This window comes from Streptomyces sp. NBC_00683 (genome assembly GCF_036226745.1).
In the GTDB taxonomy this organism is placed as follows: Bacteria; Actinomycetota; Actinomycetes; order Streptomycetales; family Streptomycetaceae; genus Streptomyces.
This window is the reverse complement of sequence record NZ_CP109013.1, coordinates 1,495,950-1,521,123: the sequence shown is the minus strand read 5'-3', so window position 1 is coordinate 1,521,123 and position 25,174 is coordinate 1,495,950. Positions and strand designations below refer to the sequence as shown.

Annotated in this window: 26 protein-coding genes; 8 read left to right on the top strand and 18 right to left on the bottom strand. The window is 70.4% G+C overall.

Annotated elements, in window-relative coordinates; genetic code table 11:
• Nucleotides 1-17 precede the first annotated feature (17 nt).
• Nucleotides 18-884 carry a helix-turn-helix domain-containing protein gene (locus OG257_RS06775; protein ID WP_329205641.1) on the top strand — a complete coding sequence of 289 codons (867 nt, stop codon included), beginning with the start codon at nt 18-20 and terminating at the stop codon, nt 882-884.
• Nucleotides 885-921: 37 nt separating this feature from the next.
• Here the strand turns inward: OG257_RS06775 and OG257_RS06770 are convergent, their stop codons facing one another.
• The 10 genes from OG257_RS06770 to OG257_RS06725 all read right to left on the bottom strand — a co-directional run bounded on the left by OG257_RS06770 (nt 922) and on the right by OG257_RS06725 (nt 10,535).
• Nucleotides 922-1,713, bottom strand: coding sequence for an N-formylglutamate amidohydrolase (locus OG257_RS06770; protein ID WP_329205639.1), 792 nt, complete (start codon nt 1,711-1,713; stop codon nt 922-924).
• Nucleotides 1,714-1,825: 112 nt separating this feature from the next.
• Nucleotides 1,826-2,806, bottom strand: coding sequence for a sphingomyelin phosphodiesterase (gene sph / locus OG257_RS06765; protein ID WP_329205637.1), 981 nt, complete (start codon nt 2,804-2,806; stop codon nt 1,826-1,828).
• 145 nt (nt 2,807-2,951) lie between these two features.
• Nucleotides 2,952-3,566 carry a class F sortase gene (locus OG257_RS06760; protein ID WP_329205635.1) on the bottom strand — a complete coding sequence of 205 codons (615 nt, stop codon included), beginning with the start codon at nt 3,564-3,566 and terminating at the stop codon, nt 2,952-2,954.
• Between the two features lie 83 nt (nt 3,567-3,649).
• Nucleotides 3,650-4,012: a hypothetical protein gene (locus OG257_RS06755; RefSeq protein ID WP_329205633.1), complete on the bottom strand. Its 363-nt coding sequence runs from the start codon at nt 4,010-4,012 to the stop codon at nt 3,650-3,652.
• Between the two features lie 117 nt (nt 4,013-4,129).
• The gene (locus OG257_RS06750; protein ID WP_329205632.1) at nt 4,130-6,133 is read right to left on the bottom strand and encodes a sensor histidine kinase; all 2,004 of its coding nucleotides are present in this window, start codon (nt 6,131-6,133) and stop codon (nt 4,130-4,132) included.
• Nucleotides 6,117-6,836, bottom strand: a complete 720-nt coding sequence (locus OG257_RS06745; protein ID WP_329214949.1) for a response regulator transcription factor — start codon at nt 6,834-6,836, stop codon at nt 6,117-6,119. The genes OG257_RS06750 and OG257_RS06745 overlap by 17 nt, the downstream gene beginning before the upstream one ends.
• 49 nt (nt 6,837-6,885) lie before the next feature.
• Nucleotides 6,886-8,154, bottom strand: a complete 1,269-nt coding sequence (locus OG257_RS06740; RefSeq protein ID WP_329205630.1) for a hypothetical protein — start codon at nt 8,152-8,154, stop codon at nt 6,886-6,888.
• Between the two features lie 167 nt (nt 8,155-8,321).
• On the bottom strand, nt 8,322-8,810 hold the full coding sequence (locus tag OG257_RS06735; protein ID WP_329205628.1) for a GtrA family protein: 489 nt from the start codon (nt 8,808-8,810) through the stop codon (nt 8,322-8,324).
• Nucleotides 8,811-9,083: 273 nt separating this feature from the next.
• Nucleotides 9,084-9,335: a hypothetical protein gene (locus OG257_RS06730; RefSeq protein ID WP_329205626.1), complete on the bottom strand. Its 252-nt coding sequence runs from the start codon at nt 9,333-9,335 to the stop codon at nt 9,084-9,086.
• A 102-nt stretch (nt 9,336-9,437) separates the two neighbouring features.
• Nucleotides 9,438-10,535 carry an ATP-grasp domain-containing protein gene (locus tag OG257_RS06725; protein WP_329205624.1) on the bottom strand — a complete coding sequence of 366 codons (1,098 nt, stop codon included), beginning with the start codon at nt 10,533-10,535 and terminating at the stop codon, nt 9,438-9,440.
• A 379-nt stretch (nt 10,536-10,914) separates the two neighbouring features.
• On the opposite strand from OG257_RS06725, the gene OG257_RS06720 reads away from it, so the two are divergent.
• Entirely contained in the window at nt 10,915-12,003 is a 1,089-nt protein-coding gene (locus OG257_RS06720; RefSeq protein WP_329205623.1) for an alpha/beta fold hydrolase, read from the top strand.
• Nucleotides 12,004-12,024: 21 nt separating this feature from the next.
• Here OG257_RS06720 and OG257_RS06715 read toward each other — a convergent pair whose 3' ends face one another.
• Entirely contained in the window at nt 12,025-12,900 is an 876-nt protein-coding gene (locus OG257_RS06715; protein WP_329205622.1) for a septum formation family protein, read from the bottom strand.
• 161 nt (nt 12,901-13,061) lie between these two features.
• On the opposite strand from OG257_RS06715, the gene OG257_RS06710 reads away from it, so the two are divergent.
• Together OG257_RS06710 and OG257_RS06705 are read left to right on the top strand one after the other, a co-directional pair.
• Complete coding sequence (locus OG257_RS06710; protein ID WP_329205620.1) at nt 13,062-13,691, top strand: ankyrin repeat domain-containing protein; 630 nt, start codon at nt 13,062-13,064, stop codon at nt 13,689-13,691.
• An 89-nt stretch (nt 13,692-13,780) separates the two neighbouring features.
• Complete coding sequence (locus OG257_RS06705) at nt 13,781-15,154, top strand: FAD-dependent oxidoreductase (protein ID WP_329205618.1); 1,374 nt, start codon at nt 13,781-13,783, stop codon at nt 15,152-15,154.
• A gap of 21 nt (nt 15,155-15,175) precedes the next feature.
• On the opposite strand, the gene OG257_RS06700 is transcribed toward OG257_RS06705, so the two are convergent.
• The 4 genes from OG257_RS06700 to OG257_RS06685 form a co-directional block, all read right to left on the bottom strand.
• Entirely contained in the window at nt 15,176-15,526 is a 351-nt protein-coding gene (locus tag OG257_RS06700) for a DUF6234 family protein (protein ID WP_329205616.1), read from the bottom strand.
• A 75-nt stretch (nt 15,527-15,601) separates the two neighbouring features.
• Nucleotides 15,602-16,153 carry a DinB family protein gene (locus tag OG257_RS06695; RefSeq protein WP_329205614.1) on the bottom strand — a complete coding sequence of 184 codons (552 nt, stop codon included), beginning with the start codon at nt 16,151-16,153 and terminating at the stop codon, nt 15,602-15,604.
• A 48-nt stretch (nt 16,154-16,201) separates the two neighbouring features.
• Nucleotides 16,202-16,696: a cupin domain-containing protein gene (locus OG257_RS06690; RefSeq protein WP_329205613.1), complete on the bottom strand. Its 495-nt coding sequence runs from the start codon at nt 16,694-16,696 to the stop codon at nt 16,202-16,204.
• Nucleotides 16,697-16,851: 155 nt separating this feature from the next.
• Entirely contained in the window at nt 16,852-17,658 is an 807-nt protein-coding gene (locus tag OG257_RS06685) for a class I SAM-dependent methyltransferase (RefSeq protein WP_329205611.1), read from the bottom strand.
• A gap of 258 nt (nt 17,659-17,916) precedes the next feature.
• Between OG257_RS06685 and OG257_RS06680 the strand changes: the two genes are divergently transcribed.
• Nucleotides 17,917-18,600: a DUF899 family protein gene (locus OG257_RS06680; RefSeq protein WP_329205609.1), complete on the top strand. Its 684-nt coding sequence runs from the start codon at nt 17,917-17,919 to the stop codon at nt 18,598-18,600.
• Nucleotides 18,601-18,707: 107 nt separating this feature from the next.
• Here the strand turns inward: OG257_RS06680 and OG257_RS06675 are convergent, their stop codons facing one another.
• Nucleotides 18,708-20,768, bottom strand: a complete 2,061-nt coding sequence (locus OG257_RS06675) for a HEAT repeat domain-containing protein (protein WP_329205607.1) — start codon at nt 20,766-20,768, stop codon at nt 18,708-18,710.
• Between the two features lie 228 nt (nt 20,769-20,996).
• On the opposite strand from OG257_RS06675, the gene OG257_RS06670 reads away from it, so the two are divergent.
• Nucleotides 20,997-21,551, top strand: coding sequence for a DUF6234 family protein (locus OG257_RS06670; RefSeq protein ID WP_329205605.1), 555 nt, complete (start codon nt 20,997-20,999; stop codon nt 21,549-21,551).
• Nucleotides 21,552-21,622: 71 nt separating this feature from the next.
• Nucleotides 21,623-22,375, top strand: coding sequence for a class I SAM-dependent DNA methyltransferase (locus OG257_RS06665; RefSeq protein ID WP_329205604.1), 753 nt, complete (start codon nt 21,623-21,625; stop codon nt 22,373-22,375).
• 3 nt (nt 22,376-22,378) lie between these two features.
• Here OG257_RS06665 and OG257_RS06660 read toward each other — a convergent pair whose 3' ends face one another.
• Both OG257_RS06660 and OG257_RS06655 read right to left on the bottom strand, forming a co-directional pair.
• The gene (locus OG257_RS06660) at nt 22,379-23,194 is read right to left on the bottom strand and encodes an SAM-dependent methyltransferase (RefSeq protein ID WP_329205603.1); all 816 of its coding nucleotides are present in this window, start codon (nt 23,192-23,194) and stop codon (nt 22,379-22,381) included.
• A 129-nt stretch (nt 23,195-23,323) separates the two neighbouring features.
• Entirely contained in the window at nt 23,324-23,920 is a 597-nt protein-coding gene (locus tag OG257_RS06655; protein WP_329205602.1) for a TetR/AcrR family transcriptional regulator, read from the bottom strand.
• 366 nt (nt 23,921-24,286) lie between these two features.
• Here OG257_RS06655 and OG257_RS06650 point away from each other — a divergent pair, with 366 nt between their 5' ends.
• Complete coding sequence (locus OG257_RS06650) at nt 24,287-25,162, top strand: NmrA family NAD(P)-binding protein (protein ID WP_329205600.1); 876 nt, start codon at nt 24,287-24,289, stop codon at nt 25,160-25,162.
• Nucleotides 25,163-25,174 lie beyond the last annotated feature (12 nt).

The window sequence follows — 25,174 nt, the reverse complement described above, 5'->3', positions numbered from 1 at the left end:
GTGCCAGACTGGAACACATGACCTCCGATGCGCATCTGAACGAGCTGGGCGAGTTCCTCAAGGCCCGCCGCAGCGAGCTCAGCCCTCGTACCGTGGGTCTGCCCGAGAGCGGCGGCCCCCGCAGGGTCCCTGGGCTGCGCAGGGAAGAGGTTGCCCAGCTGGCCTCGATCTCCACCGACTACTACACCCGTCTGGAGCAGGGGCGCATCCAGGCGTCCACGCCTGTGCTGAGGGCTCTCGCCCAGGCCCTTCACCTCGACGACGACCAGCGCGACTACCTCTTCGGCCTCGCGGGAAAGGAGAACGCGCGGCCCCGGCGGCGCGCGAGGCAGAAAGTGCAACCGCAATTGCGGCGGGTCCTGGACGATCTCAGTGCCACCCCGGCCGTTGTCCTGGGACGCCGTATGGACGTCATCGCATGGAATTCACTGGCCGCCACCCTGGTCACCGATTTCGGCAAGGTTCCGGAAAAGCAGCGGAACTACGTGCGGATCCTCTTCACGGATCCCGCCATGCGGACGCTGTACGCCGACTGGGAGACCGTGGCCCGCACCTGCGTCGCCCAACTGCGCATGGAAGCCGCCAAGTACCCCGACGACCCCAGGCTCACCGCCCTCGTGGGGGAGCTCTCCGTCCAGGATCCGGACTTCCGCCAGTGGTGGGCGGCCCACCAGGTCGCCACCCTCAGCGTGGGAACCAAGGCGCTCCACCATCCGATAGCCGGCGAGCTGTCCCTGGACTGGGACACGCTCACCGCCACGACCGACCCCGACCAGCAGCTCGTCGTCTGGACGGCGGAGCCCGGCACGCCCTCGCACGACGGGCTGCGCATCCTCGCCTCCTGGGCCGCCGAGCACAGGCCGGCGCCCGACGCCGCCGGCTGAGGACCGATCGCGGCCGGGGCCGGCCGTCGGGACCGACCTACAGTCCGTCCACCAGCTCGGCCAGCGCGGACGCCAACGCCTTGAGGCCCGGCCCCGCGGGGCCGCCCGGCTCGGTCATGTACTGGTCGCGGCGGATCTCGATCATCAGCGCGCTGACCCGGCGGTCCTTCCCGTAGTGCTTCAGCGGCACATAGGTACCCGGGAACGGGCTGTCGAGCCCCGTGCCCCCGAACCCGGCGAACGCCGCCTCGGCCCCGGCCAGCAGGCCGGGCGGTGTGTGGAAGCTGTCGGTGCCCAGGCAGACCGGCGGGCGCGGGCCCGCACCGTGCAGTTCGTACGGGAGCGCCGTGGTCGGGTAGGAGTGGACGTCGATGACGACCGCCCGCCCCGTGGCGGCCAGCCGTTCGTCGACCGCCGCCGTCATTGCTCGTGCGTACGGATGGAAGTAGCGGTCGAGCAGCGGCTGCGGGTCCACGCCGGACGCGCGGAGCCGTTCGCGGAAGGTGGTGTGCGTGTAGACCGCGCCCATGCCGACCGCCAGCATCTCCTCCCGGTCGTCCGGGAACCGCTCGGGGTCGATGACCAGGCGCGACAGACCGTTGAGGAACTGCCAGGGTGCCTGGGCGCAGGCTTCGCGGGCCAGGGCCGCGAGCGCGGCGGTGTGCGCGTCCGTGATCTGGTCGAGCTCCCGCTCCAGGGCTCCGTCGTCCAGCAGGATGCCGTCGCGTACGTGCGCCGGGACGGATCGGGACGAGTGGGGGACGTGGAGCAGCACCGGTGATCCGGCGGCGCCCGGAACGAGCTGGAACGGCTGGGGCTCAGGTCGCAAGAGACGGTCCTTCGGGGTACGCGGGCGGGCCGGGCGGGAGGAGGGCCGCGGCGCGGTGCACCCTCCACCGCGCGTTGCCCGCCCCTCACCCGTCCGATTGTCCCCTGTGTCCCTACTGACCGGACGCGACCACCGGATAGTGGTCGGAGAGGTTCGTGTACGTGTAGTCCGTACCCCAACTGCTCACCGTCCAGGGCGCGCTGTTCTCCTTCACCACGTGGTTCGTCCACCCGGACGGCTTCGCGTGGCCCGCGCGGTGCAGGACGTAGTCCAGGTCCTCGCGGGGGTCGTCGGGGTAGCGCTCGGCGGCGATCGAGTTGTCCTGGGTGTCGAACGAGTACGGGTGTCCGGTACGGGCGTCCGAGCCCGCCAGCCCGCCGTCGGCGAGCATCGACGCATACTCGGGGGAGTGCGAGTCGACGTTGAAGTCGCCTGCCACGACGACCTGTTCGGACGCGGGGATGTTCTTCGCGTCGAGGAACGCGTCGATCTGCCTGAACTGCAGGCTGCGCATCCGGGCCGCCTCGCCCGCCCCGCATCCGGGGTCGGTCGACTGCGCGTGGGTCCCGACCACGTGGACGCGGGCGCCGTTGACGTTCAACTCGGCGTACGCGAAGCCCTTGTTGGACCACCAGTCGCTCCCGCAGGCGTCCTTGTAGACGTGCTGCTCCTTGCGGACGATGGGCCACTTGCTCAGAACGGTGACGCCACCGTCCTCCGGGGTCGTCGCCGAGTAGGCCCCGCTCGTCGCGTCCCAGCCGCTCTTGCTCCGTCCCACCACAGGTGTCCGGTACGGGTACTGGGCGGAGGCGTTCTGCAGCAGGGCGTCGGACGCGGCGTTGTCGAACGCCTCCTGGAGCACGACGACGTCGTTGCCCTGGAAGAAGGCCGTCCTCGGTATCTCCCTGGCCCGGTGGTCCTGGCCCCAGTTCGGGTACAGGGTCTTGCTGAAGAGGAACGTGTTGTACGTGAGAACGCGCAGCGACGGGGTGTCCGCCGCCGATGCCTGCGGGGCGTTGAGTGCGAGCGTGGCTGCGGCGAGGGCGGCGGCCAGGGTCGCGCCGGAGATACGGCGGATCGCGGTGTGCGGCACAGGCTCTCCTGGTGTGGGGTTCGGAGCGGTGACGCCCATCAAACCAGGGGGAGTTACTCGTGGGTAGAGGTGGGATGTACGGCGTCTTGCGGCAGCAGTACGAACAGGTCGGGACGAGGAACGGGCCGCGGCGTCCGGGGTTCCGTCAGCTGAGCGTCGCGTAGACGATGAGGTTGTCCACCGGGTGCCCATCGGCGTCGAACGATCCGTCGCACGTGATGAGCCGGAGCACGCGGTCGCCGGTCTCCCCGTAGACCTTCTCACTGGGGAAGGCGCTCTTGCTGACGGTCTCGGTGCCCGTGACCGTGAAGTGCGTCCGCTCGCCGAGCCCGTTGAGGACCGTGATGTCCGCACCCTCGGCAATCCTCTTCAGGTCGTGGAAGACAGCCTTGCCGAACCGGGTGTCGTTGTGGCCGATGACCACGGCGGCGCCCGGCTCCCCGGGAACGGCCCCTCCCGCGTACCAGCCCGCCGTCATGCCCTTGTCCGCGGGCGGAACCTCCACGGTGCCGTCCGCGTTGAGCCCCAGCCGCATCAGCTGACTCGTCACCCCGATCGAGGGGATGGAGATCTGCGTGGGAGCCGGTGCGTTCGGGGACTCCGACGCGTTCGGGCGCTCCGCCGCTCCGGACGCCGACGTGACCGCGGCGGGCGGCTGCGCAGCGCCGGAGGTTGAGCAGCCGGTGAGCGGGACCAGGATCAGAACGGCGGCGGCCGAGGACATGAGGGCGCGGCGGAAGACGTGTGCGGTACGGGGCATGGTGGCTCCGGGCGTAGGCGGATCGGGTGGAACAGCAGGGTGGCGCCGCCCCGTCACGCGGAGCGGCGCCACCCGAGGGCAGGTCAGCCGTTGCGGTCTGCGGCGGAGCGGCGGCGCAGCACGAACGTGCCGGCGCCGGCGAGCAGGACCGCTCCCGCCGCCGAGCCGTACAGCGCCGTGCTGCCGCCCCTCTCCGCGGCCGCGCGCTCACCTGCGGCGACGCCGCCCCGGGGCGTCACCCTGCTCCTGAACTTCTCGGCCGGGGCCGGTGCCGCGGAGGGCGCGGCCTCTTCCGGCGCGGGGCTGGGTGTGGCGGTGCGCTCTGCGGCGGTCGGCACCGGCTTGGGAGTGGCGTCGTCCGCGACGGCCGCGGCCGACGGGACGAGGACCGCGCCCGCGGCGACGGCGGAGAGGACTGCGGTGCGCAGGGTCGAACGAGGGGACATGTGAAGGACTCCGATTCCAGCCCGGCTTTGGTGGGGCCCGCACGCGAATGCGCTTCGGACGCCGGGCATGCCGACAGACTGGAGTGAAGTTATGAGGAAGCTGTCAGGACGCTGTGTTCATCGCATCAGGCCCGCGTCCCCGGGATCGGGGACCGCCTGGGGCAGCCTCAGAGTGAAGACCGATCCCTCACCCACCGTGCTGACGACGTCGGCCGTCCCGCCATGCGCCTCGGCGAGCTTTCGGACGATGGCCAGACCCAGCCCGCTGCCTCCCGTGCGCCTGCTGCGGGACTTCTCTGCGCGCCAGAAGCGGTCGAAGACGTACCGCAGATCCTCCGCCGGGATACCGCTGCCGGTGTCGGCGACCTCCAGAGCCACCCGCCCCTGCTCCTGCTCCTCCTCCTCGGGCCCGGTGGCGTACGCGCGCAGTGTGACCCGCCCGCCCGCAGGGGTGTGGCGTACGGCGTTGGAGACCAGGTTGCCCATGGCCTGCCGCAGCCGTACCGGATCGGCGGTGAGTGAGGGCAGGGGTGCCCCGGCGGTCGAGGCGGCCACCGTCAGACCGACCTCCGCCGCGTCGGCCTGCGCCTGGTGGGCCGCGGCGACATGGGCGAGCAGTTCCTCGATCCGTACCGGCTCGGGGTGCAGGCGCAGCACCCCCGCATCCGCCGCCGACAGGTCCTGGAGGTCGTCGATGATGTGCTGCAGCTGCACCGCCTCCTCGAGGAGAGAGGAGATGAACATGGCGTCGGGCTCGGCGATCCCGTCCTGCGCGCCCTCCAGCCAGCCGCGGATATTGCTCAACGGGGTACGCAGCTCGTGGGCGACGTCGCTGACCATCACCTTGCGCTGCTCCTCCAGCCGTGCGCGATGCGCGGACATGTCGTTGAAGGCGGCGGCCAGCCGACCGATCTCGTTGTCCGCGGCGACCACCACGGGTGCCGAGTCCTCACCGTCGCGCATCCGCTGGGCAGCTCCCGTGAGCGCGTGCAGCGGTCGTACGAGCCGGGCCCCCGCGAGGACGGAGGCGCCCACGGTGAGCGCGAGGACGAGCGCCGCGACCCCCGTGATCCTGGCCGTGTTCGCGGGCGACAGGTCGAATGCGGGAACGGCGCCGCCGCCGGGGTCGCTGATGAACAGCAGTGAGGGCGGGGCGACGTAGGAGCTGAGCTGTTCGCGGCGTGCGACGGCGACGCACGAGGCGATGGCCCGGTCGTTCTCACTGGTGAGGGCCGTGGGCTCGGGGGACGGAGCCACCTGGGCCTCCCGGGGGGCGCTGCTCGGCACGGGCGTCGGCGCGGCGGTTGCCGGGACCGGGAAGGGCTCGCCGGCCGTGTCCCAGGAGAGGTCGAGGCCGAGCCGGACGGGCTCGCGGCTCTGCCGGCTCAGACAGGCGTTGGCCAGCCGGCTCAGAGCGCTGAGCGCCTTCTCCTCGGTGGGGGTCGGGCGGTCCAGGTCCTCCGTCGTGCACCGGGTGCCCTGCAGACGGTCGGGATCGTTGCCCACGTCCTGGATACGGGGCCGGCCGCTCGGCCCCTCCACGACGTCCGAGGCGATACCGGACCGGTTGAGGCACCGTGCCACCTCCTCGGCGGCGCGGCGCAGCGACGCACGCTCGGCGTCGGGCAGCCGGAACGGTCCGACGGCGCGGGGGTCGACACGGTCGCTGCGGGACCTCATGCCCACGGGAATCGTCGCTGATCCGGCCCCGGACGACAGGGCGGCGTCCACGGACATGGGATCAACGACCGCCGATGCCTGGGGAGGCAGGGCCGGTGGGGGAGGGGAACCGTCGGCGGAGTCGGCGAGGATGCCCCTGCTCTGCGTCGTCAGCGTGATCCGCCGGCCCGACTCGTCGGCCAGCTCACGCACGGTGGCCCCGACACCGTCCCAGGTGGGGTGCGCCGCCGCGTAACCGAGCAGGGTGTCGTGGATACGGGTGTCGGCGGTGAGGTTCTGACCCTGCTCCTGCTCGATCGCGCCGGACGTGGTCTGCACGGCCAGCCATGCGGTCGCGGCGACCGAACAGGCCGCGACGAGCGCCGACACGGCGAGCAGGCGGCCCAGCAGGCTCTTGCGGAGCGGCAGTCGGTGCCGGTCGTTCTCACCGGCCCGGCGCACGCGAGGCACCCTTCACCGGATCCGTCAGCTTGTAGCCGACACCGAAGACGGTGAGCAGCCGGACCGGCCGGCGGGGTGCGTGCTCGATCTTCTTCCGCAGGTTCATGATGTGCACGTCGACGGTGCGGCTGCTGATGTACCGGTCGAACCCGTGCAGTTCCGCCAGCAGTTGCTCCCGGGTGAAGACGCGGTCGGGTTCGGCGGCCATCGCGGCGAGCAGCCGGAACTCGCCCGGCGTGCACTCGATCCGCACCCCGTCGGCCGCCACTTCGTGACGTACGGGATCGACGGCCAGGGCACCCACCCGCAGCACCCCGCCCTCACCCGGGCCGCCTTCGCCCGCACGCCGATGGGTGCGCCGCAGGAGGGTACGCACCCGGGCCATCAGCTCGCGCGGACTGTACGGCTTGGTCATGTAGTCGTCCGCGCCCAGGTCGAGCCCGAGCAGCAGATCGTCCTCCGTGGCCCGTGCGGTCAGCATGAGAACCGCCAACTCCCGTTCCTCGGAGCGCAGTACACGTATGACGTCCAGGCCGTCGGCTCTCGGCATCATCACGTCGAGGACGAGCAGGTCCGGCGTGCCCTGCCGGACCTGCTCGAGCGCCGCGAGGCCGTCCGCCACCACCGTGACCGCGTGCCCTTCACGTTCGAGGTAGCGGCGTACGAGTTCGGCCTGCTTCGCGTCGTCTTCCGCGACTATCACGTTTGCGCACACGCGGTCGATCGTAGAGGAGCCCGTCGTGCGGCCTTCCTCACCGGTCGAGCAGGTCGACGGCCTCCCGGAAGTCGGCCAGCGCCTCGCCGTACCGCTTCCCCGCGATCAGCAGGGTCGATCGATCCGTCAGAGCCCGGGCGAGCGGGGCGCGGCCCTGTGCCTCGTCCACATCGGCCAGCCGGCGGGTGAGGGCCACCCCCTCGTCGAACAGGGGGTGCACGCGGTCGACGAACAGATGGGTGCGCGACTCCCAGTACATGGTCGAACGAATCGTCAGCCGACGCTGCAGAACGGCGAGTTCGGCGAGATAGGACGCCGGGTCGGCCTGCGCCGGCGGTGCCGACGACGCGATCTCGGCCTCGAGTGTTTCGCGGCCGTCGAGGTAGGCCTGCCTGACATCGGGCGACCAGCCGTCGTTCAGGCCGAACGCCGGGGCGGGCTCCCCGGGCACGGGTACTTCGTCGGTCCGCCCGGACATGGCCAGCAGGACGAGCCACCAGGAGACGATGTTGCTCCAGCTCTGACGTTCGCCGCTCCCGGCCAGCTCGATAAGGAACCCGAGAGCCTCCTTCCGCGTGGTTCGGGCTTCGCCGCGGCGTCCTTCCGCGTCGAGCATCTGGGCGAGACGGATCAGCTCCCACGTCACGATGGCGAGTGAAGTGCGGCCCTGGTCCAGCTTTTCGCGGCCTGCCGACACCAGTTCGGTGAAGGACTCGATGGCCGCGCCGTGCTGACCGGAGGCGTCCAGCTCGGCCGCCCACGCGACCATCGACCAGAAGGACACACCGGTAGGACCGCTCTCCGCCCGCTCCTCCTCGACCATCTCCCCGTGCAGCCGGGCCGATTCGCTGTGGCGTCCCTCCTCGGCCAGAGCGACGGCCAGCGGATGGTGCCCGTACAGAGGGCTCGCCACCTGCCCCGCCGCGTACGCCTCGCGTCCCTCACGGGCCATCTCCTCGCAGACGGCGAAGGCCTCCTTACGCCGTCCGAGGATGTACAGCTCGTGCCGGCAGGCCCGTAGGGCGCGAGTGAGCAGCTCGGCCCGCTTCGGCTCCGCCGGGTCCATCGCCCGCGCGGCAGCGGCGGCCTCGGCCCGCAGTGCCAGCCGGAGCTCCGGGTCCTGCAGCTCCCGGTAGCCGTACGTCACCAGTTCCGAGGCGAGGCGCGGCAGGTAGACGGCCGGGCTCACCCGGGCGAGCACCCGGTACGCGTCGATCTCCTCGTCGATGTTGATCCTTCCGGATCCGAGCAGCAGCATCCGTGCGCGCAGCACCGCATCATGATCGACGTTCTCGGCGTGATTCATGAGGGTGATTCTGGGAGTCGGCCGAGGTGCCCAACAAGGTTTGGGGACAGTGCTGTTCGTCCTACGAAAACACGGCCTGACCTGTCATGATGGGTATGTCATCGCTCCTCGGGAGGGTGGCGGCGAGGCAGCGGAGCAGTGGTCGGCGCGACACTTCGCGTGTGGCGTCACGCGGCCATGGCCACGGAGGCCCTGCCGAGGGCGGCATCGTTCGCGGGCGACGCGGACCGGGCGAAGACGACGACCCGAAGCAACGCGAAGCGCCCCACCCCGGCCAACGCGGAGGCCGACAGGTAGACACCCTGCTCGAGCAGCGCCGAGGGCGCGGAGTGCACGGCGTGCAGAACGAGCAGCGCCCCCGTGGTGAACGCGTAGCTCACGGCCACCGTCAGACCGGACTGCAGGTGGACGCCCCAGCCCCGCCGATCGCTCCGGAACGAGACCCGGCTGTGCAGCTCGGTCGCGATCACGGTCGAGACGACGGTGACGATCGCGTTGGCGACCATCATCGGCATCGACCCGCTGAGCAGCACGAGCACTCCGCTGGAAGCGAGCCCCACGCCGCCACCGCAGACGACGAAACGCACGAAGGACGCGACGAGCGAGCGGGCTGTGCGCGTCGGCCGATCGTCGGGTCGGGGCGAGGGGGCGGTCACGGGGAGCCTCCGGAGGTGTTCTGGGACGGTGCTTCGATTCCACCTCAGAACCTAGGGACAGCGCGTCATCCGAACGACCCGGGTGGTCCCCGACTTGGGTGGGGGGTATCCCCCAGAGGTCCCTGGGAGGTACCCCCCAGTGGGTGGCGCGACAACGGAATGGATCACTGGTCCCACGGTGCGGCGGCAGGGTGGAATCCGGGTCGAAAAACCCTGGTGCGGAGCTGGGCCAGAACCGGTCACCGAGGACCTGGAACACCCCGACGGCGGCCGCTAAGGGTGATCGTCGCAGGGCACGAACCTGCTCAGCCGGTAGGTGGTCGGCTGGACCGTACGCCCGCACAGCGTGTCGAGGCGAAGCTCCGACGGGTCGGCGGTCTCCCGCGAGTCCCGGACGCGGCGCACGTACGCCTGCCATTCGGCTTCGTCCTGGGTCTCGAAGACGACTTCCCAGCGCCCCGCACGGCCGGGGTACGCCGAAGCCCGCCTGGCGGCCTCCCGTTTACGCTTCCGCTGTCCCGGCATGCGCCCCAGCCTGGCGAGTCGCCCCCGCGCAGGCAAGGCATTTTTTTTGAAAGGGCAGCGTCCGGTCCGCGGGTGCAGCCCTTAGGTGGCGTACGGAGTACGTCAGAGTGTCACGGGGACTTCGCCGGGTGCCGGAAGGCCGACGGTGGGCTCCTCCGACCGCTGCCCGGGCAGTACCACCGGCCGGAGCGCACGCGGCCCGGCGATCACGGAGTAGTCCTCGCCCAGGAAGCCCGGGGTCAGATCGCCGGGGTCGTTGCCGAGCGCCAGACTCACCGCAGCCCAGGGCGCGTTCAGGCCGCACTGGGACAGCTGGTGCAGTCCGCCGGCCGGGCGCGTGTTGACGTCCATCAGGACGGGTCGGCCCTCGTACACACGGAACTGGATGTTCGTGAGCCAATGCAGCCCGAACGTGTGGGCGATCAGCCGGGCGGGGTCGATCCACGACGGGCGGAGCGTGAACCCGCGACGGCGCCCGTTCTTCGTACGCCCCACAGCCATCCGTACCCCGCCGTCCGGCCCGGTGAGACAGTCGACGGACACCTCCGGCTCGTCCAGGCGCGGCATCACGAGCCAGTCCACGGACCGGTCGCTGCGGCGCAGGGCCTCGACGATGAGGTCCAGCGGTACGTACGGGCTCGGGAACCCGCCCAGGTGGAGCAGGGAGAACGGGGCCCGGGTGACGATACGGAAACCGACCCCGCCCGCACCGGCGGCCGGCTTGAAGCAGGCCTTGCCGCCATCGGCCTCGATCGCATCGACGGCCGCGAGCAGTTCGTCCTCGGTCCGCACCCGCCACCACGGAGGCACGGGAATTCCGGCCGCCGCGACCGTCTCGTACGCGGTCGCCTTGTCCTGGAAGAGCGCGGAGGCTTCCGCGGGCGGGGCGATCAGCGTGGTACCGAGTGCCGCGAACTCCGCACGGTGCGCGGCGATCGCCGCCTGGTGAAGGACGGGGACGAAGACGTCGACGGCACGCCTGGCGCACTGGTCCAGCGCGAACTCGACGTAGCCGGCGGGGGAGAGCCCCTCGGGTTCGGGTGCGGCGGTGTCGGCTGCTGCGAGGACGGGGGAGTCGGGATCCCCGTGGGTGGCATGAATCGCGACCGGCCGCTTCTCCGGATTATCTCGGAGCTGATCGATGAAGAAGACGTTCTCCGCGTACGTGCGGTTGAGCCATATACGTACGGGAGAGACCATTCAGGCCGCCTTCCAGGGGTCGCGGGCAGGGCGGCGCGTCGGCCGTACCCGGTCGGGGAGAGGGAGACACACGGCACCACGGCCGACGAGGGGAAGTCGTCGGCGGAGGGCGTGCTGGGGCGATCATAGGGTGCGCCGACGCCCGCAACTGCTACGCGCGTGTTACGGGTTCCCCCACCTCCCGGCCGCGCCGGTCCCGCATGCGCCCGCCACTCCGATCGCTGCCTGAAACGTCCCGGAAACCGCCTGGGATCCGGAGCTTTCTACGCTCGCTCAGGAGCCGTCCGAGCAGAAGACCGTCTGATGAAGACCGGGACTTGTCAGAGCAGAAGACCGTCCGATCAGGGCACCGTCCGATCGGAGGAACCGGAGGCGATCCATGGCCGGCGCACCCCACCCCGAACCAGGAACGTTCCTGTCCCCGTCCCCCGCCCCGTCCCCGTCCCGCGCGAGCGGTCTGCATCCGGTCGCGGAACAGGGCGAGCACGATGTCCCGCTGCGCCACCGCGTGATCCACGGTTACCGCCGCGCGTACCGGATGGCCGGGTCGGGCCCCGCGATCCTGCTCATCCACGGCATCGGCGACTCCTCCGCGACCTGGGCCGACCTGATCCCCGACCTGGCCCGCAACCACACGGTGATCGCCCCGGACCTCCTCGGCCACGGCGCCTCGGACAAGCCCAGGGCGGACTACTCGGTGGCCGCCTACGCGAACGGGATCCGGGACCTCCTGGGTGTCCTCGGCATCGAACGCGCCACCCTGGTCGGTCACTCGCTCGGCGGGGGAGTGGCCATGCAGTTCGCGTACCAGTACCCCGAGCGCACCGACCGCCTGATCCTCGTGAGCGCGGGCGGGGTGGGACGCGAGGTCAACCCGGTCCTGCGGGCGGTGTCCCTGCCCGGCGCCGACCTGATGCTGTCCACGCTCCGCCTGCCCGGCATGCGCAGCCAGGTCGGCCTCTTCACGTGGCTGATCAAAGTGCTCGACACCGACCTGGGCCAGGACGCCGGGGAGCTGCTCCACCTCGTGGACGCCCTCCCGGACGCCACGTCCCGCAGCGCCTTCATCAGCACGCTGCGGGCGGTGGTCGACTGGCGGGGCCAGGTGGTCACCATGCTGGACCGCTGCTACCTGACCCAGGGCATGCCCACCCTGCTGCTGTGGGGATCCCGGGACAGCGTGGTCCCCGTCCAGCACGCCTACGGAGCCCACGCGGCCATGCCCGGCAGCCGCCTGGAGATCTTCGAGGGCGCGGGCCACTTCCCCTTCCACGCCGACCCGGTCCGCTTCCGCACCCTGGTCGAGGACTTCATGCGCACGACGGCCCCTGCGGACTGGAGCCAGGAACGCTGGCGCGAACTCCTGCGCAGCGGCCGCCCGGGCAGCCCCGGCGGCGCTCCGGACGCCGCGTACGACCGCGCGGTCGACCGGAACCTGCGCGAGGCGAGCGAGCGGAGCGCCACCTGAGGAGCGAGTGGGCGGAGGAGGTCAGCCGGCCCAGACCTCGGCCTCGTCGGCCGGGACCGTCGTGGCGAGGTTCAGTTCCTTGCGGGCGGCGACCGTCTTGCTCGGGTCGATGCCGGTGAAGGCCACGTCGTAGGCGATGTAGAAGGCATCCGTGTCGGCGGCCGATGCGGCCTTCTTCCAGTCCCCGGCGGCCTTCTCCAGCTTGACGCGCAGCTTGCCGGTCTCCGGCTGCTCGATGTTCCGCAGACCCTTGAGGTGGGCGTCGAGCGCGGCGGCGACCGCCTTGGCCTGCTTCTTGTATCCGGGGAGGTCGTTCTCGATCTGGTCGGCCTCGGGCTGGTTCATCCACAGGGCGTCGTAGACGCCGTTCGAACCCTTGAGGTACGCGAGCTGGTCGGCCTTGAGGGGGGCGCTCTTCAACGAGCCGGAAAGCTTGCCCGAATCCTTGGTGTAGGCGCAGCTCACACCGCGGTCGCCCGTCGCCCAGCTCTCCTTGGTGGGGTGGTAGTAGAAGACGTCGACGCCTGCGGGCAGCGCCCAGTTGTCCGGGGCGAACTTCTGCGCCTCGACGGGGCAGCGTTCGTCGGCGATCACCGCGACCTCGTCGTCACCCGGGTAGGCACCCTTGTCGTCGATCGTGAACTCGCCGACGACCTGGCCCTCGTGGGCCTCCTCGCACGGCACGATCTCGATCGCGAATTCCTCGGTCTCGGCCTTGCTGTTCGGGTTGTAGCAGTCGCCGGGGGCGAGCGAGAAGACCGAGCGCTGGCGGGCGACCTTCTTCGCGCCGTCCTTGGCGCTGTCGATGGCGTCGGAGCATCCCGCCGCACCGACTGCGAGAAGGGCGACGACAACAGATATACCGCGCAGGGAACGGGACGTGGCACCGAAAGACATGACGTGTGCATCCTCAAACGGAGAACTTACGAGCTGGTGTGCGCATGGTATGGCACTTCTGTGACCACTCTGTGCGGGGCCCCGGCCTCGGGCGCCCTCTCCAGGCCTCCGGCTGCGAGGCACTCCCTTCCCTCGGCACGGCAACCCGGGATGATCAAGAAATGGACAGCGAGAGTGCCGTGGACCGGCTGGTACGGGCAGCGGAGGACGGCGATGCGAGCCAGGTGGCGCGACTCCTGGACGAGGGGGTTCCGGTGGACGCCCCGAAGAGGGGCGGGCGCGGGCTCACGGCCCTGGACATGGCAGTGCGGCGAGGACACGCGGAGGTGGTCCGCGTGCTCGTCGAAGCCGGCGCGGATCCGCACCAGGCGGTGCACGACTACGGCGAACTCACACCGCTCACCTCGGCCGCTTCGCACGGCCGTACGGACATGGTCGCCATCCTGCTCGATGCCGGCGTTCACCCCGACACGGCGTCCCGGGACGGCAACGCCCTGATGTTCACGGTGACATCCGCCGCGGGGCGCCCGGAGATCGTGGACCTCCTGCTGGACCACGGCTCCGACATCCATCTGCTGACGAAGGGCCGGACGCCCCTCGAATGGGCATCCGCAGCCGGAAGACCGCAGATGGTGCGGCACCTGCTCGACCGCGGCGCCGCCCCCACGGCCAAGGCCGTGCGCCTCGCGCGTACGTGGGGCAACAACACATACCCCGAAACGTGGACGGAGTTCGAGAGGGTCATCGACCTGTTGAGTGCGGCAGGCGTCGACACCAGTACGGCCCCGTAGGGTCCCGCGCCCCCTACGAAGGCCGGTTCTCGAACGAAGATCGCCAAGCAGTAGGCTCATCCCGCAACACGACGCGAAGGGGATCTTCAGTGGCGCGGGTTGCGGTGGTCGGTGGAGGTATCAGCGGGCTGGGGACGGCGCTCATGCTTGGCCGGCGGGGCCATCCGGTCACGCTGTTCGAGCAGGACGCGCGGCAGGCCGGCGAGGATCTGAACCGGGACTTCTTCCACTGGGGCAGGCCCCGGATCCCGCAGGCGATCCAGCCCCACTCGCTCCTCGCACCCGTGCGCACCGTACTGCGCACCGAGGCCCCTGATGTCTACGCGGACGTGCTGGCGCGCGGAGCCCGGGAGTACCACGAGTTCGACTGGTTCGGCGAGCATCCGCCGCACCGGGCCGGCGACGAGGACCTGGTGACCCTGCGCACCCGCCGCATCGTGCTGGAGGCCGCCCTGACAGCGGCGGTGCGGCGGGAACCCACCGTCGAGGTGCGGCGAGGCTGCCGGGTGAGCGCCCTCATGGTCCGGGAGGGCCGCCCGGCCCGGGTCACCGGCGTGCGGGTGGGCACGGAAACACACCCGGCGGACCTCGTCGTCGATGCGTCCGGTCGTCGCTCACCGGTTCCCGCCTGGTTGAAGGCGGCCGGCTGCCGTCCGCCCGTGGTCGACAGCCACCGCACCGGGATCGCCTATCTGTGCCGCTGGTACCGCCTGCGTGCCGAAGGCCCGCGTGACCCCGGGCGGGTGAAGACGGGCTCGGCCGCACCGTTCGCGTTCGCGGGTGTCTTCCCCTCCGACAACGACACCTTCGCGGTGAGCATCGTCCTCTCCACGGGTGATCCGACCCGCGGCGCGCTCACCGACCCCGCCGTGTTCGAGGCCGCGGCCCGCCGCTTCCCCGCCACCGCCGCCTGGCTCGACCTGGCCCCCGAACCACAGACAGCCGTCCTGGCGATGGCCGGCCTGGACAACCGCTGGACCGCACTCGCCGACGACGACGGACCCGTCGTCACCGGCCTGGTCAACGCAGGGGACAGCCTCATCCACACCAACCCCACCTTCGGCCACGGCGTGGCCCTCGGCCTGCTCGCCGCCCAGCACCTCGCCCACCATGTCGACCGGATCGCCGAAGACCCCACCGGTTACCAGGCCTGGACGGCAGAGGCCCTCCGGCCGTGGTTCGACGAACAGGTGAAGGCCGACAGCACCAACGGGCAGCGCCTCGCGCAGAGTTCACCACCCATGGACCGGCGCGCCGCTGCCGTGGCCGCCTGCGCCTTCGACGACCCGGTCGTCATGAGAGCCCGAGCCCAGGTACGCCACCTCCTGCGAACGGCGCACGACGCCTACGGCACCGACGAGGTGGACCGACACGTCACCGCATGGCTGGCCGCCCGCCCGGACTTCTCGCCGGTGCACGACGGGCCGACCCGGGACCAGTGGGATGCACTCGTCCCGGGCTGAGTACGTGCCCAGGTTCCGGGCCTACAGGGACTTGGCGCGCCGATTCCGATGCCCGGAACGGTGCCGGCGGAAGGACCGGGCGGCCCATCGGGAGCACTCCGTGCCGATCCCCAGTGCCAGAACCGCCGCGAGTGCGGCGGCGACCAGGGCCTGAGCGACGGCGGTCGCCGGCAGTCCGGTCCGGACGGCCCCGTAACCGATCCCGGCCGATCCGGCGGGCCCGGCCGTCAGCACCACCCAGAGCCGAACCTCGGAACCGGCGACCGGCTTACCCCCGGCCCCCCACTTCCTGAGCCCCTCCAGGAACCAGAACGCGACCAGGGCGGTCACCTCCAGTGCGGTCAACAGGACTGCCAGGACTGCATCCGCCACCCCAGTGAGCATGCCTGCAATACTGCGCCGAGCCGACCGCCCGCGCCTGAGTACGGCTACTGGGATCGGCTGCTCTCACAGGCCCCTGGCGCCGTCGATCCGCTCGCGGAGCAGGTCGGCGTGCCCGTTGTGCCGGGCGTACTCCTCGATCATGTGGATGAGCACCCAGCGCAGCGACACGGTTCCCCGCCACGCGTCATCACCCACGATGTCGAGGTGCGGCGCCTGCCTGGCAAAGGTCTCGGCGAACATCGCCTCGGCCCGCCAGGCCTCCCACGCCCCCGCGACCGCCGACGGGTCGGACACCGCGCCGTCGAAGTCCCGGTCCGGGTCATCCTCCGAGGAGAACAGGGGTGGAGCGTCCTGCCCGGCCAACACCCGCCGGAACCAACGGCGCTCCACATCGGCGAGGTGTCGGACCAGGCCGAGCAAGGAGAGCGTGGACGGCTCCACGGACCGCCGGGACAGTTCATCTCCCAGGCCGGCGCATTTCAGCTCCAGAGTCGCGCGGTGATCTCCGAGGAAGCCAAGGAGTATGCGCCGCTCGTCGCCGGTCGCGGGGCCACTGAACCGGTGGTCGGGTGCACCGCCGACGAACACTTCAGCTCTTCTGCTCGAGATGGTCATGTCCGCAATTATTGATACCAGTTGAAGCGATGGTCTCGCCTTTTCCGGCTACTTGGCGGCCTTGAGGACTGCGTCCCACGCGGGGCTGTCGACGTAGTGGTTGTCGTACAGCTCGGAAGAGTCCTTGATCTCCTGGAAGTCGGCTTCCCCGCGCATGACCCGGCCGAGAAGGCGAAGGTAGTCGAAGCGGGGCATCCCGGGGGTGAAGACGAACAGGACGTCGGCCTCGGCGCCGGGGGCTGCGGCGAAGGCGTGGGCGGTGTGGGGCGGAACGAGGAGGAAGTCCCCCTTGTCCAGGACCTGGACCGTGTCGTCGACGAGGACCTGGAGTGACCCGTCGAGGACGAAGAACAGCTCCGAGGCCTTGGTGTGGAAGTGGGCGGGGGCACCGACCGCACCCTTGGTGAAGGAGGAGCGGTAGCTGGTGAGCGAGCTCCCGTCGGTCCCGTAATCGGCGAGCAGGGTCATCACACTGCTCGGGTCACTGGTGGTTTCCGCAGTCGCGGAACGGGTCAGAACGGGCTTCAGCGCGGTGGTGTTCATCAGGCACTCCCTGCTTGGCGATCAAGGCCCGGGCGTTCGCCCCAACCTCGTGATCACCACTCTAGGCAGCCGAATGACATGCCAAGAGGTGCATTCAAGCGCTGAAACCATGGGTCAATTCTGTCCTGAGCCGCCTGCGTACGGCCGGGTGAGGGCTACGGGCGACGCCGACCCCACGCGGAGATCATCGGGGCGGTGGCCAGGTCGAGACGGCCAGTGGCAACGTTCGCCAGATGGCGGTCGATCTCCTCGTCGGTGGCAATTCCGTTCCCCACCAGACGGTGGCGGATCTGTCGCACCGTCGCATCCTCGAGTACCGCGCACGCCGGCGAGGTGATCGGGAAGTACGCGTCCGCCTGCACATCGTCCAGACCGGCTTCGCGGAGCACCCTCGGCAGGGTCCGCCCGTACGCGAGGTCCGCGCCGCGCGCCGCCATCAGGGTGCGGAAGCCGGACCGCAGCCGGTTGGCGAGACGCTGTTCGGGACCCGACTCGTCCGGGCACAGCAGCGGCTGCAGAGAGGGGTCGGCGTCCTCCAGGAGCAGCCAGCCGCCGGGCCGCAGCGCCTGGACCATCCGGCGCAGTGCCTCGGCGCGGTCGGTGACGTGCACCAGGACCAACCGTGTGTGTACGAGGTCGAAGCCGCCGGGCGGCGGCGGGTCCGCCGCCACGTCGTGGGTCCGGACCTCGATCACGCCGCCGGCGACGTCCCGGGTCCAGGACACGTCGATGTCGGTGGCGACCACCGCACCGGTCGGGGCGACTCGCTCGGCCAGCCCGAGGGGTACGGAGGGACCGCCCGCGCCGACCTCCCAGCACCGCATGCCGGCACCGATCCCGAGCCGGTCGACGTGCCGGAACGTCACCGGATCGAACAGCTCCGCGAGGGCTCCGAAGCGGATACCCGCCTCCGACTGCTTGTTGTCCAGCAAGTAGCCGCGGTCGCTGTCGTCCTCAGTCATCCGGCGATTCTGGCAGGCGGACGCTGAACGGGCTCGGCAGCAGCCACCCCCCCCCGGTGGTCGATGCGATTACCCCAGCAGGCACCCCGGCGCTCGCACGTCCGTCGGCCCACTCGCGGATGCACACCGGCCGGTCCTTGCTCAAGTGTCGGCGGGCCCGGAGCGCCCATAAACTTGGTGGCCTGGTTCGAGACGCGGGGACCGGGATCGCGGGAGCCGGTCCGAGCTACCGGAGGGACGGCTACCCAGGAGGACGCGATGCCGCGGAACACAAGGCCGGCGGGGGAGACAGCGGAGCACATCGCCGCCCGCGAAGCCCTGCGCCAGGCCGAGCTCGACCTCATGCGCCAACGCGAGAAGGTCGCCGCGCAACGTCGGGCGCAGCCGCCGGGGCCGCCCGTCGACGACTACGTGTTCATAGAGGGCCCCGCCGACCTCGACGCCGGCGACACACCGGTCCGCGAGGTCGCCCTGAGTGAACTGTTCACCGCTCCCGGGCGCCCGCTGATCGTCTACCAGTTCATGTACGGCAAGCTGCAGACCGAGCCGTGCCCCATGTGCACCATGTGGATCGACGGCTTCAACGGCATCGCCCCCCACATTGCCCGCAAAGCCGACTTCGTGATCGCCGCAGCAGCCGACCTGCCCGCCCTGCGGCAGCACGCCCGCAACCGCGGCTGGCACCGGCTCCGGTTCCTGAGCTGCGGCGACAGCACGTTCAAGTACGACACGGCCAGCGAGGACGAGGACGGCGAACAGGAGTCCACCGTCTCCGTCTTCACCCGCGACGGCGACGGCACGATCCGCCACTTCTACTCCGCCCATCCACGCATGTCCGACGACTTCGACGAGCGGGGGATCGACCTCCTGGCCCCCGCGTGGCACCTCCTCGACCTGACTCCGCGGGGCCGCGACGGCTGGGAACCGAGCCTCGACTACTGACCGATTCCCCGAAATTCGGGGCAGCTCATTCGCTACGTACGAGCCCGTCCGCGAAGATCACGTTCCGTGGTGATGGCCACCTCGTCCCGATCGCGGTTCCTGGCGCGTCAGTCGCACGCGGCGAGCAGCTCGCGAACGGCGGTGCTGAAGGACTCGTCCTGAGTGAAGCCCCGCCAGCCGCCGCTGCTGCGAAGCCGCCGATCGCTTGTCGGTACACCACGCACGAGCTGGGCGGCGGGCCGGGCGGCGCGGCCGATGCGGGCCAGGTAGCGCACTGCGGGGAGCATGACCGGCCGGCAGGTACCGTCGGCCAGCCCTCGCAAGGCAGTCATCAGGGCCGGTACGGTGGTTTCGGTGTCACCGGTGACAGCCCACAGGGCGTGTGCTGCTTCGATACGGGTCCAGGGTTCGGTGTCGGAGGTCATTGTCCGGAGCCGGTCCGCGTAGGCGGCGGCGTGCGTGCCCAGGTCGGCGAGCATCTGCAGGGCAGGGCGCGGGAAGCCTCGCTCGGTGACGGTTCGTCCAAGTGCCTCCAGGGCCGGGCCGGGTTCGCCACCGACCTTGTAAGAGGCCCAGGCCGCCAGTTCCGTGTGTGCTCCGTCGGAGACCGACCGGGCCAACAGGGGTTCCAGCGCCCCGTTCCCGGCTCTTCCGATCCCTGCCAGTGCTCTCGCTGCCGCCGGCCAGGTCCGATCGTCCTCCAGCAGGCCGAGCAGTTGCGGAACTGCTGCATCTGCAGCGGGCCCCCAGCCCGCCAGTACTTGGCAGTACGAGTTGAGTACGTGGTCGGCCACAGCGGTATCGAGCCGGCCGCAGATCATGGGAAGAAGCAGTCCGGCATGGTCGGGGAGGTGGCCGACGACCTCATGGACCGCGGGGAGGACCGCGTAATGCCAGTCGGCGGATGGGTAGTGAGCAGAATTGGAAGCGAAACCGGATCGTGGGTGAGCCGCCGCATCGATCAGGCCCGGCACGCAGCGAGGGTCGTTCATCCGGGCCAGCGCCCACACGGCTGCTTCGGCGACGGTCTCCCGTTTGCGTGTGGTCCGGGCATCGGTGTCGCCGAGCAGCGCGGCGACCTCATCGGCGTGAGCCGCGGCCGCCGGACCGAGGCAGGCCAGCAGCTCGGCCGCGCGGAAACGGACCTCGGCGGCAGGATCGTCCAGCCGTGCGACGAGACGTGGAAGAAGCGCGGTGGTCGGTGAGCGCCACTGCGCCAACAGCCCGCCCGCACGTGCCAGGCCGCCGATCCGCTGCTCGACGTCGGGGTGGTCATCCAGCAGGCCGAGTGTGAAAGAGGGAGAGGGGCCGGTGAGCAGCGCAGCCGTCCAGTGGTGAACACCCTGCACACCGCTCTCCACCGCGCTGGTGTGCTGCCACAACTCGACGCTCGGATCCCGTACCGCTTCCAACAGCATGCCCAGCTGTTGCGCCGGAAGGGCCGGGTCGGCCGGGGCGATCGCGTGCACCGCTGCCAGGCGTATCTGCGCCTCCGGAGCATCGAGCAGTTCGCGGAGCAAGTGGCGGACCGCGGTGCCGTGTTCGCCGGTCGGCTCCTGAAGAGCCGCTCGGCCGATTGCGAGGATCAGGTCGAGACGCGTCGCCGGATCGTCCTCCGCCTGCCAGCGCCGTAGCAACGCAGGCAGAGTGAGCTCACCGGGACTCCGGCAGGAGCCGATCACGTCGGCTGCGGCTCGCCGTATCTCAGGCTCAGGGGCGTCGAGGAGGACCAGCACCTCCGGCAAGGCGCGCTCCCATGCCGATGGCCAGCCGGGGTCCACCCACTTCTCGGCGACCAGCACGGCCTCGGACACCAGCCTCGAAACGAGTTCCAGCAGTGTGCGACGGCTCGGCACGTCCGGTGTCGCGGCCAGTCGCAGCAGAAACGGCAGCGTGGCCGGGGCGGCGGAGCAGATGTAGCCGCCCTGATGGAAGAGGTGGTTGAGGAGGTCGTCCGCCGCGATCTCCGCATCCTCCGGATTCGGTCCCGCGCACCGGCGCAGCAGGCCGGGCACGTCCTCGGCCGACCCGTAGTTGTGCCTCAGCGCTGCCCAGTCGATCAAGTCCACTTCCGCCCACATGTGCGCGACCCTATGTTGGATGGGCAGCCGTAGTCGCAGCGGAGGTGGTGAGATGCCACCGCGCACCCGGAGCCACGTGCTCGCCATGGTGCAACGGGTGTGCGCGGGTTGAGCTGTCCCGTGGTCGGACGAGCGACGCGGGGCGTCAGGAGCACATGGGGCCGGGGGCGATGGCGAGGTCCGCTGCCGGCCGCGAACCGCATCCAATCGGGACAGCCACCGGTCGTTGCTGCTCTCGCGCACGGAGGGCACAACTCGGTCTCGCCTTGACGGACGGTGGCGTGGAGTGCGTGGTTCCGTACCAAGGTTTCGTTCATGACCACAGAACCGGGCTCCGGCACCCCGCTCCTGCCGGGGGTCGCGCACCGTCTCCCGGATGCCCCGGAACCCGGCGGCAACACTCTCGGGGGCGGGTGCCTGACCGTGCTTGCCCTGATCGTCGAGATCCCTGTCGTCTTCCTGATAGCCCTGTCGCTGGGCATGCGGGGCTGGGCCCAGTCGACGAGACAGAAGATAGAATCACCGGGGCACGTCGGACCGCCCCCGATGGACTGGGTCCCGGTCCTCTGGCTCGGCGCGTTCACCCTGGCCGTCTTCGTGGTCGCCGGGCTGTTCCTGCGCTCGGGGCATCCGTACGCGGGGTCGGTCCAGTTGCTGGTCGGCGCGGTCGTACTGGCAGCCACCATCGCCGTGGGGACGGCCGAGCACGAGCGGGCCCACCCTGCGCCGCTGCCGCGGTGCCCGACGCCGGCCGGAGTGCCGTGCGCCCCGCAGGATCCCGGTGCCCCGCCTGCGAACGATCGAGGTTCCCAGGGACATCAGTGCCGCAGCGGCGGCAACAGTGACGAATGCGCGGACAGCGGCCGCTGACCGGTTCAGGCGGGGACGTAGCGCGAAATCCGGTGGCTCGGACACCGCGCGGCCTGGCAGCCTTCGGCCGCATGGACCCGGACGTGTGGAACGAACAGGTGGCACTGGGCTACGACGAGTCATCGGCGCACATGTACAGGCCCGAAGTCCTGGGCCCAACCGTTGATTTTCTCGAGCGCCGTGCCGGTCAAGGGCCGGCGCTGGAGTTCGCGGTGGGAACCGGGCGCGTCGCGCTCCCGCTGAGTGCGCGAGGCATGCGTGTGGCCGGGATCGAGAAGTCGGAGCCGATGGCCCGGGAGCTCGCCAGGAAGCCTGGTGGCCGCGATGTGGTGGTGACCGTGGGAGACATGACGACCTGCCGGGCGCCGGGCACGTTCAGCCTGGTCTACCTCGTCTACAACGCCATCACCTGCCTGCTCACCCAGGACGAACAGGTCGCGTGCTTTCGCAACGCCGCGAGGCACCTGGAGCCGGGCGGCCGGTTCGTGATCGAGGTCTTCGTCCCCGAACTCCAGCGTCTGCCACCCGGCGAGACCGCCCGCCCGTTCCACGTCGGCGAGCACCACGTCGGCTTCGACACGTACGACCTGGTGAATCAGCAGGTGGTCTCCCACCACTACACGATCGTCGACGCACGCGGCGGTTCCACTTTCCGCTCGCCCCACCGCTATGTCTGGCCCTCCGAGCTCGACCTGATGGCGAAGCTCGCCGGGCTGGACCTGGCCGAACGGTGGGCCGACTGGGACGAGGCGCCTTTTATCGCGTCCAGCAGGTCACATGTCTCCGTGTGGCAGAAGCCGGGAGGCCGTCCCGCGGAACGCTGATCGTCAGGGCTTGCGGGCCAGGCCGCCGTGCTCACCGATGGCCTCCAGGACGGGGGCGCCGGGGGCCGGGCGCCAGAGCGGGACCGAGACGACCCCGGGGTCCAGGAGTTCGAGGCCGTCGAAGAACCCCTCGATCCTGTCGACGGGGCGCAGGAAGTAGGGGACCGCACCGGTTTCGTTGTAGGCGTCCTGGGCCTGTTCGTAGTCGGCGTCGGTGCCCCGTGAACCGTCGTTGATGGAGAGGTAGCTGCCGGACGGCAGTCCGTCCATCAGGCGGCTGACGATGCTGCGTGCCTGGTCGTAGTCCGCGACGTGGCCCAAGATGTTGCTGAGGATCAGGGCAGTGGGGCGAGTGAGGTCCAGCGTCTCGGCGGCGACCGCGAGGATGCGGTCGGGGTCGGTCAGTTCGGCGTCGATGTAGGCGGTCGCCCCCTCGGGGGTGGAGGTGAGCAGGGCGCGGGCGTGCGTGAGGACCATCGGGTCGTGGTCGACGTAGACGATCCTGGCGTCGGGGGCGAGCCGCTGGGCGACCTCGTGGGTGTTGTCCTCGGTCGGCAGGCCGGTACCGACGTCCAGGAACTGCCGGATGCCCGCGTCGGTGACCAGGTGAGTGATGTTGCGGCTCAGAAAGGCGCGGCTGCTGCGGGCGATCGTGACGATGCCGGGGAAGACGGCGCTGTACGCGTCGCCGGCCGCCTCGTCGACGGGATAGTTGTCCTTCCCGCCCAGCCAGTAGTTCCAGATCCGGGCGGAGTGCGGGACCGACGTGTCGATCTTCTGCTGCGCCGCCGAGTCGGGCGTTGTCGCGTGGTCCGTCATGGGTACCGTCCGTCTTCCAACCGAGGCGTGAACGCTGAACTCTTCAGCGCACCTGCGCCTCAACAGTACCGATACGCACACCAGTTCATGTCGTCGGCGCTCCGCTGCCCGCCGTGTCCGGAGCGACGGTCAGTCATCACTGTCGTTGTCGTCGGCCAGGACCTTTGACACGTACGAAGCCAGCTCCGACCTCATTAGATCAGCCGTGAAGTGCTCCTGGCCCGACAGGTGTTCGACGAGGTCGGCGCGGGTCGCGGCCAGCAGGGCGTGCGCCGCGAAGTCGCCGGACGGGACCGAGGGGATCTGCCGCAGCGTGTCCCGGAGTGTGCGGTGCCACCACGTGTAGTGCTCCGCATGGTAGGGACTGCCGCTGCCTGCCTCCTCCAGGGCCAGGGCGAGGTGGCGGTTGTCGAGCTTGAAGCGGAGTACGGCGTCGAGCAGGGCCCGAACGCGGTCGTGCGGCGGGGTCGAGGGGCCGAGCGGCGGCGGGCCTGAATCCACCGCGTCGCGCAGAGGCTGGATGCGGGCCTCGTACAGGGCCTGGATGAGGCCCGTGCGGTCGCCGAACCGGCGGAACAGCGTGCCCTTGCCGACTCCGGCAGCCGCAGCGACGTCGTCCATGGACACGCTGCGAGGGCTTTGGCTGCTCGCGAAGAGGTCGTCGGCCGCGGCAAGGACGGCCTCGCGGTTGCGCAGGGCGTCGGCGCGCTCTTTGCGCTGGGTCATGACCTCTCCTTGCTAAACGGACTATCGGTCCGTATGGTTTCAATCATTAAACGGACTGGCGGTCCACATTCTAGGGGTGGCCGTCCAGTGAGTGAAGCGATGAGCCCTGAGCGCCTGCACAGCCACAGCCTGCGGCTTCTGCTGGAGAACGACATCGACGGCTGGGTCGCACCGTTCGACGACGACGTGGTGGTCGAGTTCCCGTACGCGCCGGAGGAGTCCCGTCGCCGTCGTCACCGTCAAGGGCGGCCGCATCACCCACTACCGCGACTACTGGAACCCCCTCGCCATCCCCGGCTCCCCGGAGCACCTGAAGTTCTTCCCCAGCGCGTGAGCGTGAGTGTGAGGGAAGAGGAGGAGAAGACAGTGACTACTCGTGCATCTGTTCTGGTCACCGGAGCGACCGGCAACACGGGCAGCCGTGTCGTCGCCCGGCTCTCCGGGCTCGGCCACGCCATCACCCGGGCCTCCCGCCGACCCGCCGGGACGGCGGCTGGTGCGCGCGAGGTCCGGTTCGACTGGTACGACGCCGAGACCTACGGCCCCGCACTGCGGGGTGTCGACCGCGCCTATCTCGTACCGCCCATCGGGGATCCGGAACCCGCCGCCGTCATGCCGCCCTTCCTGGAGCAGGCTCTCGCGGCAGGGGTGCGGCGGGTCGTGCTGCTCAGCTCCTCGGCCATCCCCGTGGGCGGGCCCGGAGTCGGGCGGGTGCACGAGGTGCTTGCCGACGGGCTGTTCGGTGAGTGGGCCGTGCTGCGACCCAGTTGGTTCATGCAGAACTTCACCGGCCGCCACCCGCATGCCGAGAGCATCCGCAAGGAAGGCGCTGTGTCGAGCGCGACCGGGAGCGGAAGAGTCGGCTTCGTGGACGCCGACGACATCGCGGAGGTCGCCGTGCGGGCCCTCGCGGACGTCGAGTCGCCTGATACGGATCTTGTCATCACCGGTCCGGAGGCGCTGAGTTACGACGAGGTCGCGGCCGTCATGGCCGAGGTCACCGGGCGACCGGTTGTGCACCGGCAGCTCACGTACGAACAGATGCGCGACCGCCTTGCCGCCGAGGGCCTTCCCGAGGAGTTCGCTGCCATGCTGGCCGGCATGGACCGGGCCATCGCCGACGGTGCGGAGAACCGTGTCACCGGGACCGTCGAGCGGATGACCGGACGGCCTGCTCGCACGTTCCGTGCGCATGCGGAGAGTGCGTTCGGGGCGGAGCCAGGGTGCATGCCGGAGGCGTAGAGCCGGTGGGGC